The organism is Phocaeicola sp. HCN-6420, from assembly GCF_037890145.1.
In the GTDB taxonomy this organism is placed as follows: Bacteria; Bacteroidota; Bacteroidia; order Bacteroidales; family Bacteroidaceae; genus Phocaeicola.
This window is the reverse complement of the sequence record NZ_JBBKBJ010000044.1, coordinates 1-14,230: the sequence shown is the minus strand read 5'-3', so window position 1 is coordinate 14,230 and position 14,230 is coordinate 1. Positions and strand designations below refer to the sequence as shown.

Annotated in this window: 9 protein-coding genes and 1 pseudogene; 7 read left to right on the top strand and 3 right to left on the bottom strand. The window is 43.6% G+C overall.

The window, feature by feature from the left end; all coding sequences use genetic code 11:
* The 4 genes and pseudogenes from WKT12_RS15710 to bglX form a co-directional block, all read left to right on the top strand.
* Positions 1–491, top strand: a pseudogene (locus WKT12_RS15710) (SusC/RagA family TonB-linked outer membrane protein); the annotation flags it as partial.
* 27 nt (positions 492–518) lie between these two features.
* Positions 519–2,198 carry a RagB/SusD family nutrient uptake outer membrane protein gene (locus tag WKT12_RS15705; RefSeq protein WP_340320286.1) on the top strand — a complete coding sequence of 560 codons (1,680 nt, stop codon included), beginning with the start codon at positions 519–521 and terminating at the stop codon, positions 2,196–2,198.
* 4 nt (positions 2,199–2,202) lie between these two features.
* On the top strand, positions 2,203–3,039 hold the full coding sequence (locus tag WKT12_RS15700) for a glycoside hydrolase family 16 protein (protein ID WP_340320285.1): 837 nt from the start codon (positions 2,203–2,205) through the stop codon (positions 3,037–3,039).
* Positions 3,040–3,048: 9 nt separating this feature from the next.
* Positions 3,049–5,298 (top strand): beta-glucosidase BglX, encoded by a 2,250-nt coding sequence (bglX, locus tag WKT12_RS15695; protein ID WP_340320284.1) that lies wholly within the window; start codon positions 3,049–3,051, stop codon positions 5,296–5,298.
* Positions 5,299–5,335: 37 nt separating this feature from the next.
* On the opposite strand, the gene WKT12_RS15690 is transcribed toward bglX, so the two are convergent.
* The gene (locus WKT12_RS15690) at positions 5,336–6,043 is read right to left on the bottom strand and encodes a LytR/AlgR family response regulator transcription factor (RefSeq protein WP_340320283.1); all 708 of its coding nucleotides are present in this window, start codon (positions 6,041–6,043) and stop codon (positions 5,336–5,338) included.
* Entirely contained in the window at positions 6,040–7,071 is a 1,032-nt protein-coding gene (locus WKT12_RS15685) for a sensor histidine kinase (protein WP_340320282.1), read from the bottom strand. Before WKT12_RS15685 ends, WKT12_RS15690 begins: the two co-directional genes overlap by 4 nt.
* Positions 7,072–7,265: 194 nt before the next feature.
* Here WKT12_RS15685 and WKT12_RS15680 point away from each other — a divergent pair, with 194 nt between their 5' ends.
* Positions 7,266–10,031: a TonB-dependent receptor gene (locus WKT12_RS15680; RefSeq protein ID WP_340320281.1), complete on the top strand. Its 2,766-nt coding sequence runs from the start codon at positions 7,266–7,268 to the stop codon at positions 10,029–10,031.
* A 17-nt stretch (positions 10,032–10,048) separates the two neighbouring features.
* A complete protein-coding gene (locus WKT12_RS15675; RefSeq protein ID WP_340320280.1) occupies positions 10,049–10,360 on the top strand; it encodes a hypothetical protein in 312 nt (103 codons plus the stop codon).
* A 310-nt stretch (positions 10,361–10,670) separates the two neighbouring features.
* Here WKT12_RS15675 and WKT12_RS15670 read toward each other — a convergent pair whose 3' ends face one another.
* The gene (locus WKT12_RS15670; protein WP_021970115.1) at positions 10,671–12,041 is read right to left on the bottom strand and encodes an MATE family efflux transporter; all 1,371 of its coding nucleotides are present in this window, start codon (positions 12,039–12,041) and stop codon (positions 10,671–10,673) included.
* Positions 12,042–12,722: 681 nt separating this feature from the next.
* Between WKT12_RS15670 and WKT12_RS15665 the strand changes: the two genes are divergently transcribed.
* Complete coding sequence (locus tag WKT12_RS15665; RefSeq protein WP_340320287.1) at positions 12,723–13,502, top strand: NifB/NifX family molybdenum-iron cluster-binding protein; 780 nt, start codon at positions 12,723–12,725, stop codon at positions 13,500–13,502.
* Positions 13,503–14,230 lie beyond the last annotated feature (728 nt).

The following is a 14,230-nucleotide window of genomic DNA, read 5'->3' as shown; positions in this document are numbered from 1 at the left end:
GAAACATTCCAGAAATAGTATACGGCATCAACGGTTCGTTAAGTTGGAAGAACTTCGATTTCAGTTTCTTGTTTCAGGGAGCAGCCCATGCGCAAGTCTATCTGAAAGGTGGTATTATCCAGCCGTATTTCAACCAGGGTAACTTGCCGCAGATGTGGGTAACCGAAGCATGGACGGAAGAGAACCCGAGCAATCGTTATCCTCGTCTGGCCGAATCTACTCATAACTTCCCAACAACTGATATTCCGGGGGTACAGACCTATCTTTACGATGCGTCTTACTTGAGATTGAAAAACATCGAGATTGGATATACTTTCCCTGCAAAGTGGTTGAAACCAATATCCGCTTCCTCGCTAAGAATATATGCCAGTGCACAGAATTTGTTCACAATATCGAGTGTACCTCAGATTGACCCTGAAAACACACAGCAGGAAGGATGGACTTATCCGCAGATGAAGTCATTTAATGTCGGTTTGTCTGTTCAGTTCTAATAATTAACGATGTAAAATTTGTAAACCATGAAAAAGCTAAATAAATATATCATATTGGGTCTGTTGGCCTTGTCGACCGGTTGTTCCGACATGTTGGATGTACAGCCTACGACGTTTATTTCCGATGAAGCAATATGGGAGGATGCCAATCTTATCAATCAGTTTGTTGCCAATACCTATGGTTCCATGCTTTGCGGATTCAATCGTTGTACAGCTGGTTATGGACAGACTTGGTCGATGTCTTGGGCAGGAAATCTGGATGCGGCAACCGACGACTTTGCCAGTGTAGCCGATTCGCCTATCTATACACAGTTGAACAAAGATGCCATTACGGCGCAGAGTTGTCCGTTTGCAGAAGAAATCTGGACACAGGAATATATCGTTATTCGGAAATGTAACATTCTCATTCAGCAGGTACCGGGTGTAAGCGAGGGAGTACTGGCAGCCGATGTGAAGAAGCGCATCGTTGCTGAGGCTCGTTTCCTCCGTGCTTTCTGTTACTTCGAGCTGGCACGTACTTTCGGAAAAGCTCCGCTTATCGAAGTTCCTCAGGAACTGACAGATGAATTGAAAGTGGCTCCTACCGACTTTGCCGGCATCGTAGATTTTATCGTCAATGAATGTGACAATTATGCAAATGATTTGGAGTTGAATTATGAAGGAGATATGGCAGGACATGCAACTAAGGGAGCGTTTATGGCTCTGAAATCGAGAGCATTGCTGTATCTTGCCAGTCCGTTGAACAGTGTCGATGATCCGGAAAAATGGGCTGCTGCTGCACAGGCGGCCAAAGACGTGATGGAGTTGCCTGCTGGATATGAGTTATATAGGGAAGGAGCTACGCCTTATTATACAATGGCTTTTGACAAAACAGCTGCAAACAAGGAAATCATTTTCGAACGTCGGTTTTCTTTTCCCGAAGCACCACACAACATTCACATGATGTGGAGTTTGGATGCTATGGATGCCGGTTCATGGAACGGATTGTATCCTACCCAGAATTTGGTGAGTGCTTATGAAACGACAAATGGTTTGAGCATAGGCGAAGACCCGACTTACGATGTTCAGCATCCATACGATAACTTGGATGCCCGTTTCTATCAGAGTATTATCTATAATGGTTCCGTATGGGAAGGCAATGACATGTCGATGGTGACAAATGTGGTCAATCCTCAAAAAAGTGGAAGTTGTGAGCCTAAGATTGGTAAGGCACGTTGTGGTTACGGTCCGAAGAAATTCATGGAAGAACTACCTACGTCGACCAATTTGTATGGTGGATATGCACAGAGCAACAATTTTCCTTATTTCCGTTATGCGGAAATACTGCTGAATTATGCAGAGGCACAGAACGAAGCCCTTTCCGCTCCCGACCAAAGTGTTTACGATGCGATTAATGAAATTAGAGATCGTTCCGGACAGCCGGATTTGCAGGCTGGACTGACGAAGGAGCAGATGCGGGTCAAAATCAAGAATGAACGCCGCATCGAGTTGTTGCTGGAAGAACACCGTTTCTATGACCTGCGTCGCTGGAAAGACGGGGAGGTACTTGCTCAGCCGATTATGGGTATGAGAGTTTACGATGATCACGACGATGGTAACTTGCGTTATTCGATTGAGAAAGTGGAAGACCGTGTTTTTACGGGACAGAACTATTATCTGCCTATTCCACTGAAAGAACAAGAACGAAACCCCTTGTTGAAAGATTAGGCTTATGGTGAAATGTTTATCAATGGCAGTAGTGTGCGCATGTATGGTATCGTGCGCCGCTACTACTTCGGAACAAATAATCGTACACAGCGACTTTGTACCCGAAGGTTACGAACTGGTGTGGAATGATGAGTTTGATTCAGATGCACTTTTCCCAGATACGATGCGTTGGACCTATGAGACCGGTGGAGGAGGATGGGGGAACAATGAACTTCAGTATTACCTTCCGGCTTGTTCTGCTTCCGATACAGTAGCTTTTCTTCGGGACGGTTCGCTGGTAATCAGAGCTGTGAAACTGGAGAACCCGATAGACAGTTGTCGATATGCTTCTGCCCGCATGAATACTACGAAAGCTTGGAAATATGGTTACTTCGAGGGAAGGATGAAGCTTCCGGTTGGTACTGGAACCTGGCCTGCCTTCTGGATGTTGCCGCAGAAGTTCAGTCAGTGGCCGCTTGAAGGCGAGATGGATATCATGGAACATGTGGGAAGCCATCCCGATACAATTCATATTACCATGCATACACAAAAGTACAACCATACCATAGGAACACAGCAGACTTCCATAAACTATGTGAGAGGTGTGCAGTCTGAGTTTCACGTGTATGCCTTGCAATGGACTCCCGATAGCATTTGCGGATTTATAGACGGTAAGCAGTGTTTTTCGTTTGTGAACGATGGAAAAGGAGATAAGGAAACATGGCCTTTCGATGTTCCTTTTCTATTGAAACTGAATCTGGCCATTGGCGGTAATATGGGAGGAAGCAAAGGAGTGGATGATTCCTGTTTTCCTGCTGAATTTGTGATTGATTATATTCGTGTTTATCAACAGACAGAATAAACAATAGGTATGAAAATTAGAAATATATTTTTGGGCGGAGCAGTGATGTGCCTTATTCTTTCCTGCTCTTCACATGCTTCTACTAAAGGAGATAGGATAGAAGAAAGGGTCGATTCATTGCTCAGTCTGATGACACTGGACGAAAAGCTTGGGCAGATGAATCAGGTGAGCCCTGGCGATTTTGAAGCTCTTGCTGCTCAGGTTCGACGAGGAGAAGTCGGATCTATTTTGAATTATGTAGATGCCGACTTGGTCAACAAGGTACAGAAAGTGGCGGTGGAGGAATCTCGTTTGGGCATTCCACTACTGGTGGCACGCGATGTGATACATGGTTACAAGACAATTTTCCCGATACCGTTGGGACAAGCTGCCACTTTTAATCCGGAACTGGTGGAAGAGGGAGCACGTGTGGCTGCTGTAGAGGCTTCTTCAGACGGTATCCGGTGGACTTTTTCTCCGATGGTGGATGTTTCACGTGATCCACGTTGGGGACGCATAGCAGAGAGTTGTGGGGAAGATCCTTATCTGAATGCAGTGATGGGGACGGCCATGATCAAGGGCTATCAGGGAGATTCGTTGAGTGATCCTACTGCCATGGCTGCTTGTGCCAAGCATTTTGTGGCTTACGGAGCTGCCGAAGGTGGAAGAGATTATAATTCCACTTTTATTCCGGAGCGTGTGTTGCGCAATATTTATCTGCCTCCTTTCAGGGCAGCCGTTGATGCGGGTTGTGCTACGTTTATGACTTCTTTCAACGATAATGACGGAGTACCTTCTACGGCAAACAAGTTTATTCTGAAAGACATCTTGCGCGGAGAGTGGAAATACGATGGTATGGTTGTGTCTGACTGGGCTTCTGTGCTGGAAATGGTGAATCATGGTTTCTGCAAAGATGGAAAAGAGGCGGCGGAAAAGGCCTTGAATGCCGGCGTTGATATGGAGATGGTGAGTGCTACTTTTATCAACAATTTCAAGCAATCGTTGAATGAGAAAAAGATTACTTTAAACGAGATTGATCAGGCGGTTCGTAATATCCTTCGCCTGAAGTTTCGTCTGGGATTGTTCGAAAACCCTTATATCGTCACTCCTCAGTCGGTGAAATATGCCGATGAACATTTGGCAAAGGCACGGAAAGCGGTTGAACAATCCGTTATTTTACTGAAAAACGACAATCAGGTCCTTCCTTTGCAGCCGGATATAAAGACGCTGGCAGTAGTAGGTCCCATGGCCGACGCTCCCTATGAGCAGTTGGGTACCTGGGTATTCGATGGAGAAAAGGAACATAGCCAGACACCTCTGATGGCATTGAAGGCAATGTATGGCGACAAGGTAAACATACTTTATGCACCGGGACTGTCGTACAGCCGTGATAAGAATCGGACACAGATTGCTCCGGCAGTAGCAGCCGCACGCCGTTCAGATGCTATCGTAGTCTTTGTGGGAGAAGAATCAATCCTTTCGGGAGAGGCTCATTCGCTGACTAACCTCCTTCTGCAAGGTGAGCAAAGTGAACTGATTGAAGCGCTGGCTGCAACGGGCAAACCTCTGATTACCGTTGTTATGGCAGGCAGACAACTGGTCATAACCGATGAAGTAAAAGAATCGGATGCCGTTCTTTATGTATTCCATCCGGGAACGATGGGAGGTCCTGCCATTGCAGATATACTGTTTGGTAAAGTCAATCCAAGCGGCAAGACTCCGGTAAGCTTTCCTCGTACAAGCGGTCAGGTACCACTCTATTATGCGCATCATAATACAGGACGTCCGGCAAATCCAGTGGAAATGCTGATTGACGAAATACCCGTTGAAGCCGGTCAGACTTCGGTGGGATGCCGTTCGTTCTATCTGGATGCTGGCAGCCGTCCGTTGTATCCGTTCGGTTACGGCTTGTCGTACACCACTTTCGAATACAGTAATTTGACGCTGTCGGCCGATAAACTTGCTTCTACAGATGTCTTGACGGTAACTCTCAACCTGAAGAATACGGGACGCTACGATGGTACCGAAGTTGTCCAATTATATGTACAAGATAAAGTCGGCTCCGTTACCCGTCCGGTCAAAGAGTTGAAAGCTTTTCAGCGGGTAGATTTAAAGGCTGGAGAGTCGAAGCAAGTAACCTTTAGCTTGCCGGTTGCCGAACTGGCATTTTGGGGACTGGATATGCATTACAGCGTAGAACCCGGAGCGTTCAAGCTATGGGCCGGTACCAACAGTGAAGAAGGGCTTACAGCCGATTTTGAGGTGGTCTCTGCAAAATAATATGTAGAAATGGATAAATAGAGGCAATGTGACGATTTTACGTTGCCTCTGTTTTTTTATCTTTCAAGCATTTGCTATAGTTTCTGCCTACAGGTATTTTGGTTCCGTTATATAAAATAACTTCTTTGGAAGTATAGCTTGCGATACGGTGTACCGGTACCACGAACGACTTGTGTACTCGTACAAATTTCCCTTCAGGGAGAAGTTCCTGCAAAGTCTTCATGCTCATTTGTGATGTCAGAGTGGGCTGGTTGGTGAGATGAATGCGTACATAGTTGTCCATCGACTCAATATACAGAATGTCTTTCAGTCTGATATTCGTATTTTTATATTCTACTTTCAGAGTGATGTATTCGTCGGTAAATACCGGTTTGGCGGAAAGTCGTTGCAGCGTCTGCAAGTCTACGGCTTTCTGTACGGCCTTTTCGAAACGGCTATAAGAAAAAGGCTTGTGAAGAAAGTCTACAGCATTCAGTTCAAATCCGTCGAGGGCATATTGTGCATAGGCAGTGGTGAAAATAAGCATTACGCCGGGAGGTAAGTCACGAGCCAGTTCCGTACCATTTATGTCTTCCATCTCGATGTCGAGAAAAAGAATATCCGGCTTTGTCCTTCTTACCAGCTCCATGCCTGCAATCGGGTTGGTAAAAGTGGTAAGTTCTATGTTTCCATAGCGTCGGCAGAAGCTGGATATAATTTCCAGTGCCATAGGTTCATCATCGATGGCTATACATTTTATATTCATGACCTTAAATTGATGCTCAGTGTAACGGCATACTTGTCGTCTCTTTCTCCGGCAGACAAGCTGTACTTGTTTGGATAAAGAAGTTCGAGCCGTTTTTTACAGTTTTCTATTCCTATACCTTTGGATGCTTTAGAAGCCGAATGGTTTAATAAGGGGTTACTGGTAGTCAGTAATAATTCTCCTTTTTCTGCACGGATGTTGATAAATGCTTCCCCCGATTTATGGGAAGATATACCATGCTTGAAGACATTTTCGACAAAGGTAATCAGAATCATGGGAGCAATGTTCATTTGTTCCGTATCGTCGTGTACGTAAGAAAAATGGATGATGAAGTTTTCCGATATCCGGTATTTCTGAAGTTCTATATACTGGCGGATATATTCAACTTCGATGTGTAGAGGTATTTTGTCTTTAGTATTGTTGGCATACATATATTTCATCAGGTTGATGAACTGAATAAAGGCATCTTCCGTTTTAGGAGATCCCGTTACAACCATGGCATACAGGGTATTCAGGTTATTGAAAAGAAAGTGAGGGTTGATTTGTGCCTTATAGAGTGCCAGTTCGGCCTTTTTCTTTTCGAATTCTACCGCTTGCCGTTCCATTATCTGGTGATAGAGTTGCGTCAGCATACCCACGGCAGCACTGAAGGCTACGACAACTACATATAGAAACCATACAGCCTGTTGTTGAAGTTTGATTTTAGGAATGTGTTGCAGAAATCTGGTACGTCGCATGCGGTGCAACGGGATTTCCATCTGATAGCGGGTGATGAGGTAAGTACCGATTATCGTAAACAGTATGAGAGTGACGGCTATCCAGAATCGTTTTTTTCCGGCAAACATGAAAGGCATGGTGAACCGGCGGTTCAGGATGTATACGATATACAGCCACGAAACCAGCAGATATACAAATAGGGAATTGTTGATCAGCCATCGTTCGATGGGTAACAGCGTCATCATTGCCGGTAGCAGTACCAGACAAAAAATCAAGTCGATGTAAAATGGTAATTTTTTGATTTGCCACATATGCTTGTCCTTTTTTGCAAAAATAAAAGTTTCTGGTGGTTTAAGAAAATAAGAGAAATGATGTTTGCCACTACATTGGTGTCGTTTACCCCTACTTTGGCGAAACAACGTTTTTCATGTTTGCCGGTCAGTTATTTTTGTTGCGAGAAAGAAATTGAATAGGAAGAAAGCTATATAAAGTGATTATGTTTACGATGGCAAGATTTGTTTTTTTAGGAGTTGCTTTGCTGTGTTCGCTTTCTGCCGTGGCACAGACGCTGTCGGGAGTGGTAACGGACCAGAAAACCAGAGAAGGATTGATTTCGGCTACGGTACAGTTGATAGCCGGAGATGGGAAGACCAGCTATACGTCGACCGATTTGAAAGGAATGTTTCAGTTCAAAAAACTTCAGGCAGGAGCTTATACACTGCAAATCTCATACGTCGGATATAAAACCTATAAGGAAACAGTAACCGTCCCTGCGTCTGGAGAAAAGAAGGTGAGCGTGACGATGCGCGAGGATGTAAATTTACTGGGTGAGGTTTCCGTCAATGCCCGTGCTACGCGTGCCGAACAGAAAGGAGATAGCTTGCTGTATAATGCAGAGGCTTTTAAGGTTATGCAAGGCAGTTCGGCCGAAGATTTGCTGGCCAAGATGCCAGGTATAGTCGTAGAAGGTGGTAGTATTCAGGCTCAGGGAGAAGAGGTGAAAAAAGTTCTGGTGGATGGTAAGGAGTTTTTCGATGGCGACGTAAATCTTGCCATCAAGAACTTGCCTTCGGATATCATTGCCGGCATAGAGGTATTCGACAAAAAGAGTGAACAGGCAGAATTTACCGGATTCGATGACGGGGAGGAAGTAAAGACCATCAACATCGTTACGAAAGGAGGGTTCCGTCAGGGTACCTTCGGAGAAGTATCGGCCGGATATGGTACCGATGAACGTTATAAAGTAAACGGCAATGTGAATTTCTTCAATGATGACCGCCGTATTTCATTGTTGGGTATGTCGAACAATGTAAACCAGCAGAATTTCTCGCAGGAAGATTTGGCGGGAGTGATGTCTTCGGGAGCAAGCGGAAAACGGCGTGGTGGCGGACGTAAAGGCGGACGGGGAGGTGCTTCCGGTGGAAATGTTTCCGATTTTATGGTTGGAAGTACGGGAGGTGTTACTTCGTCTAACGGACTTGGTATAAACTATGTAGACCAGTGGGGAGAAAAATGGAAGGTAACGGGTAGTTACTTTTTCAATCAGTCGGATAATCTTACGCAGCAGCAGACCGAACGTGAATATTTTGATTCGGCTTTGCCGGGGATGACGTACAGCGAATATCAGGAAAACTCCATGAAAAACTGGAATCATCGTTTTAATATGAAACTTGATTATCAGATAAGCAACAGAACATCGTTGCAGTTCCGCCCTACACTGAGTTTCCAAAACAACGACAGCTACGGGATGTTGCAGGGAACCAATCTGCTGAATGGTACACCCGACAATGAAACGGAAACGTCCACCACGGGAGAGAACGATGCTTACAATGTAGGTGCCGACCTCATATTCCGTCATCGTTTTCTGAAAGAAGGACGTACTCTGTCGCTGATGCTCAGCGGACAGATGAGTAATACCGATGGAAATACTTATACCGATTACCTTAATACGTTGTATAATGCCGAAGGACTGCCGGAGGACGACAGCTTCAGTCAGTGGAAACGAACATTGAATCGTCAGTATACCTTACGCTCCAATTTGAGTTATACAGAAAAGCTGACCGACTGTCTTCAATTGCAACTGGGGTATAAGTTAAGCTATACCGATTCGGAAAATGACCGTAAAACGTATGGACAGTCGGCAGTGAGCGACCTTTACGACCAGTTGGATGAAAGTCTTTCCAACGAATATCAGTCGGGGTATCTCACTCAGGCTGGAAGTGTCGGACTTCGCTACCGTGCCGGCAAGTTCAATGCCATGCTGGGAGTTGATGCACAATGGGCTGACTTAAAAGGAGATTTGGTTTATCCTCAGGCAGACAATCTGTCGCACAGGTATTTTTCTGTGTTGCCGTCGTTTACCTTACGTTACTCTTTAGACCGCACCAATTCGTTCCAGTTACGTTATCGCAGCAAGTCGTCTGCCCCTTCGGTTACCAGCTTGCAGAATGTTATCGATAACTCCAATCCGCTTTTCCTTTCCACCGGAAATCCGAATCTGGACCAGCAGTTGTCGCATACGGCAAACCTGCGCTACTTGCGTACCACAAAGTCCGGGCATACCTTTATCGCTATGGTTGGAGCGACGATACAGCAGGACTATGTAGCCGACAGTACTTTTGTTGCCAAGGAAGATGTAGAGCTTACGCCGTCGGTTACACTGAACAAAGGAGCACAGTTTACCCGCCCGGTCAATATGGACGGCTACTACAGTTTGCAGTCGATGCTGACCTACGGCTTTCCTGTCGATTTTATCCGCAGTAACATCAACCTCAGCCTTTCGGCCAATTATGCCAATGTGCCCACAATCTTCGACGGAGTAGAAAGCCGGACACGTGAACTGAATCTGATACCCAAAATCATAGTCGGCAGTAATATCAGCAAGAACCTCGATTTTACAGCATCCTATTCGGCGGGCATCAATAAAATGTTCAGTTCGTTGGATGCAGCAACCGGAAGCGACTATGTTACCCATACGGCTTCGGCCAAATTGGGGTGGACTTTTTTCTGGGGACTAACTTTCCGCAGTACATTCGACTATATCGGTTATACCGGCCTCGATACAGGTACGGAAGATTATTTCCTGTGGAACTTGTCGCTGGGCAAGAAATTCCTGAAAAACGATGCTGCCGAGATAAGAGTTGAGGCTTTCGATGTGCTGAGGCAGAATCAGGCATTTACGCATAGCATTGGAAGTAACTATTATGACTATATAAACAGCAATGTACTAAAGCCTTATGCAATGATAAGCTTTGTATATACAATTAGGTAATATAAAAAACAATTGACATGAAAAAGATTTTTTTTCTGGCCTTAGTGGCCTTACTGGGTGTACATACAGCCGATGCCCAGCGCAAAGGAGGAACACGTACTCCGGAACAGATTGTAGAAAATCTCGACAAAAAGTTAAACCTGACCGATGAACAGGAAAAACAGATAACCGAACTTTATACGGAATTCTTCAAGAAAGAACTTTCACGTGAAGAGCGGAGAAGCGAGATGGAAAAGCTGAACGAAAAAATCACCTCTTTGCTCACAGACGAACAGAAAGAGGCTTTCGAACAAATGAAAAAGGAACGTCCTCAGCGCAAACGTTCCTGACTATTTCGAGATGAAAGATGAGAAATGCTATCAGGCATTGTTTGCTTTCTCATAGAAAGTTGAAATGATTTTGTACAAAGAAAAAAAGTTTTTGTACAAAAAAATAAAAAACGTCGAGGGGAATGACCGTACAGTTGCGTGTCTTTCCCCTTAAATAATGACTTTATTTATGCCTTTTTGCCCTTCACGCCCTTCACAAACGTTGGAAAATAAAAAAAAAGATACTTTTCCCTCGTACTAGAAGGTTGATTTTTCTCTTGTTAGAAAGACCTGTGAAGGCGGTGAAGGGCAAAAAAGACAAAAAAGTTTTTTATTTTGCCGGATGTTTCCTTATTGTCAGCCAGTAAGCCGTTACCACAAGTATACCCGTAACCACCCACGAAATAGGGTAGACATAGAGCAATACATCGTATCCTCTCCATACCGGCGAAACACAATATACCCAGATGATACGAAGCATGCAAGTTCCTATTACAGTCATCAGAGCGGGAGTAAGCGATTTTCCCATTCCTCGCAGGGAGGAACCCGCTATCTCGTAACTGCAAGCAATAAACTGAAGCGCCAGTACAATGTGCATTCGTATGCTTCCGAAGTGCTGTACCATGGGCATATCCGAGAAGAAGCCCAAAAAGAAACTATGCTGCCAGGTGAATACCCAACTGAAAGCGGCGCAGAGTCCGGCACTTGCTCCCATACAGATCCAGAAAATCCGGTGTACCCTGTCCATCTTTCCGGCTCCGTAGTTCTGGGCGATAAAACTGATTGCTGCTCCATTGAACCCCTGAATGATGAAATAAGTATAATATTCAAAGTTAAGCGCAGCTGCCGAGCCTGCTATAGCATCTGCTCCGTAACTGTTGATGGACGACTGTACCACTACGTTCGATATGGAAAATATCATTCCTTGAATACCGGCTGGCACTCCGATCTTGAGCATACGGCTAAGTTCCGTAAAATTGATTTTGATTCTGTTAGGATGTAGTCTGTAAGGCTCTTTTTCCTTAAGGAGTAATCGTACGATAAGCATTGCGCTGAATATGTTAGCTATGCCGGTAGCTATGGCTACTCCCGAAACTCCCATGTGAAAAACAAGTACAAACAACAGGTTGAGCAATGTATTGATAATACCAGCCATGACCAATATATATAAAGGACGGCGGGTATCTCCGATGCTTCGCAAAATGGCAGCTCCGAAATTGAATACCATGATAAAGGGCATGGCAAGGAAGTAAATGCGGAGATATTTCACTGCTTCGTCCAGTACCTCGGGAGGAGTCCCCATCCACGTAAGTATCGGGCGAGCCACCAGTACTCCCAGTATGAGCAGGAATATGCCACTGATTATGGCTACCATACCTACGGTGTTGATGGCATTGCATATACTCCGGTGGTCTTGCTGACCGATGTGGTTGGAAATGATGGCACATGCTCCCATCGAGATGCCGAGGAAAAGATTGATAAGCAAGCCTATTACAGGAGCATTACTTCCTACAGCTGCCAGTGCCTCACTGCCGATGAAGTGTCCTACTACGGCAATATCTATTGAATTGAACAGTTCCTGTAACAGGCTGCTTGCTGCTAACGGCAGTGCAAAGAATAATATGTTCTTGAATAACGGGCCGTTCAGCATGTCTATTTCATTGCTTTTCGGCTTTTTGCTCGCTATGGTTGTGTCACTCATGTTTTACTTGAATTTGAAACGACCTGCAAAATTATAATAAAATTTCCACTTGTGGATGTTTTGGACTGATATAGACTTTTGGAGGAGATCGGTATGGAATGCTGTTTCATTCGGAGGCAGGGCAGTATGACAGGTATGGCTGGGGGGGAACTTGTCACTGGTTGCTGCCGCGGTGATTCTTGTATTTGTAGTATGAATTTATATATTACATCGCTTCTGTTTGCTGGACCGTCTTTATCAGGCTGCTCTTGAGTCGGAGATGAATCTTCAGAAGCTGGGAACTGTTAAGATACAATATTCCAATCTGAAGGATAATCTTGAATCCAGACAGGTTTCACGTAATTTTGAGATTATGGTAGAGAATGCCACGATTTTTAATGTAGAGTCTGTTAGCGTTTATACAGTGCGTTATCGTTTGCGTAAGAAATTCAGGAAAAATTCTGTATTTCAGTTTCTCATGAGGTACGTTTTTATGGCAGAACGGGTGTTCTATCTATATTTGTTTATTTAATCAGAGTGCACATTCAAATGTTTCTCTGCAGGCTTCAGGGGGAAATCTGTCTGTAATGTAAAAAAATGCTCTGTTTCTTTTATTATGAACATTTGTTCATTATATTTGCAGGCGAAAACAATAAATAAATCATGTCACCACGTCCTAAAAATATCCGTAAAGTCAATAATATGCCCTCTGTGGTTGGATTTAAACCTATAGCTTCAAACTATTGTCGTAAGGATACTATATTCTTGCATTTTGAAGAATATGAAGCGATACGGTTATGTGATTATGAAATGAAAACCCAGCAGGAAGCATCTGTTTCGATGGGGGTATCACGTCCGACTCTTAGTCGGATATATGTCAGTGCAAGGCAGAAAATAGCTACAGCATTGGTACGTGGCGTGGCTATAATGATAGAAGGCGGAGTATCGTATACTGATAGTGAATGGTTCCGCTGTGGAACATGTGGCTTTTTATTCAATAATATCAATCCGGCACTTAAAATCCGTAAGATAGAATGTCCCATGTGTCACTCTAACGATATAAGCATAAATAATATTAACATTAATAAAAGTGAGATTATGATGAAAATTGCAATTCCTACCAGAGATAATATGGTTGATAGCCATTTCGGTCACTGTGAATATTACACAATCTTGACAGTAGGACAGGATAATCAAATTTTGAGTAGTGAAACTATCCCTTCTCCTCAGGGATGCGGATGTAAATCCAATATTGCAGGAGAGTTAGAAAACATGGGAGTCAGCATTATGTTGGCAGGAAATATGGGACAAGGTGCTTTAAATGTACTTACTACTCACCATATCAAGGTGGTAAGAGGTTGTTCGGGCAATATACTCGATGTAGCTGCTGAGTATTTGAACGGGACACTTACTGATTCGGGAGTAAGCTGTTCATCCCATGAGCATCATCATGAATGCCATGAGCACGATCATAAGGAATAAGATGTTACTTGGTATCGGTTGTTGATAAAGGGGTCGTCTCATAATGAATGAACTTGAGATGGCCTTTTTCTTTTATATTAAATTTATTTATGCTTAAAGTAACGAATTCCTCAGATTCTTACGTTGAGCCGATTAAACCGCCGCTTGCAGCGATATGCCTAAAAAACAAAAAAGCATCGATAATTATCAGATTATCAATGCTTTTTACCAGTCGGGGTGACTGGATTCGAACCAGCGACCACACGCCCCCCAGACTTTGGTTATTATGCTCTTGACAGTCTTGATTATCAGTGTCTTTTATAAAGTAATTGTTTTACAGTTGACGTCTTAGTTGACTTTTAAAAATAAACCAAGATATTTGACAATAAATTAATAATCTCTTTGCAGTCTTACTCTGCATCACAAAGTTACTCAATATAGCTTTCCTATGCAATGAATTACTCTTATAGTTAAGGCTGTTCCAGTAACTTTTTTCTCTATTGAATGATATTGTATTTGACTGTATTATATGAATTTCTCCATTACTCAAAATCATTCATAAATTGTATATCCAAGCTATTGTCTGGTAGTGGTGTAGAATTATTTAATGGGTATATCAGATTATTATTTCTTTAAAATCTACCTCTGAAAAATAGCTATATTTCATTTTGAGTATTCAAGGTATGTCTGTATAATCGTATAAGTTAATATATAATGTTATGTTTTAGAACTGAAAAAGCCAACTTATC

Excerpts from the sequence above, each read along its gene's own strand:
- WKT12_RS15705 (WP_340320286.1), top strand. The coding sequence starts at position 519 with ATGAAAAAGCTAAATAAATATATCATATTGGGTCTGTTGGCCTTGTCG.
- WKT12_RS15700 (WP_340320285.1), top strand. The coding sequence starts at position 2,203 with ATGGTGAAATGTTTATCAATGGCAGTAGTGTGCGCATGTATGGTATCG.
- bglX (WP_340320284.1), top strand. The coding sequence starts at position 3,049 with ATGAAAATTAGAAATATATTTTTGGGCGGAGCAGTGATGTGCCTTATT.
- WKT12_RS15690 (WP_340320283.1), bottom strand. The coding sequence starts at position 6,043 with ATGAATATAAAATGTATAGCCATCGATGATGAACCTATGGCACTGGAA.
- WKT12_RS15685 (WP_340320282.1), bottom strand. The coding sequence starts at position 7,071 with ATGTGGCAAATCAAAAAATTACCATTTTACATCGACTTGATTTTTTGT.
- WKT12_RS15680 (WP_340320281.1), top strand. The coding sequence starts at position 7,266 with ATGGCAAGATTTGTTTTTTTAGGAGTTGCTTTGCTGTGTTCGCTTTCT.
- WKT12_RS15675 (WP_340320280.1), top strand. The coding sequence starts at position 10,049 with ATGAAAAAGATTTTTTTTCTGGCCTTAGTGGCCTTACTGGGTGTACAT.
- WKT12_RS15670 (WP_021970115.1), bottom strand. The coding sequence starts at position 12,041 with ATGAGTGACACAACCATAGCGAGCAAAAAGCCGAAAAGCAATGAAATA.
- WKT12_RS15665 (WP_340320287.1), top strand. The coding sequence starts at position 12,723 with ATGCCCTCTGTGGTTGGATTTAAACCTATAGCTTCAAACTATTGTCGT.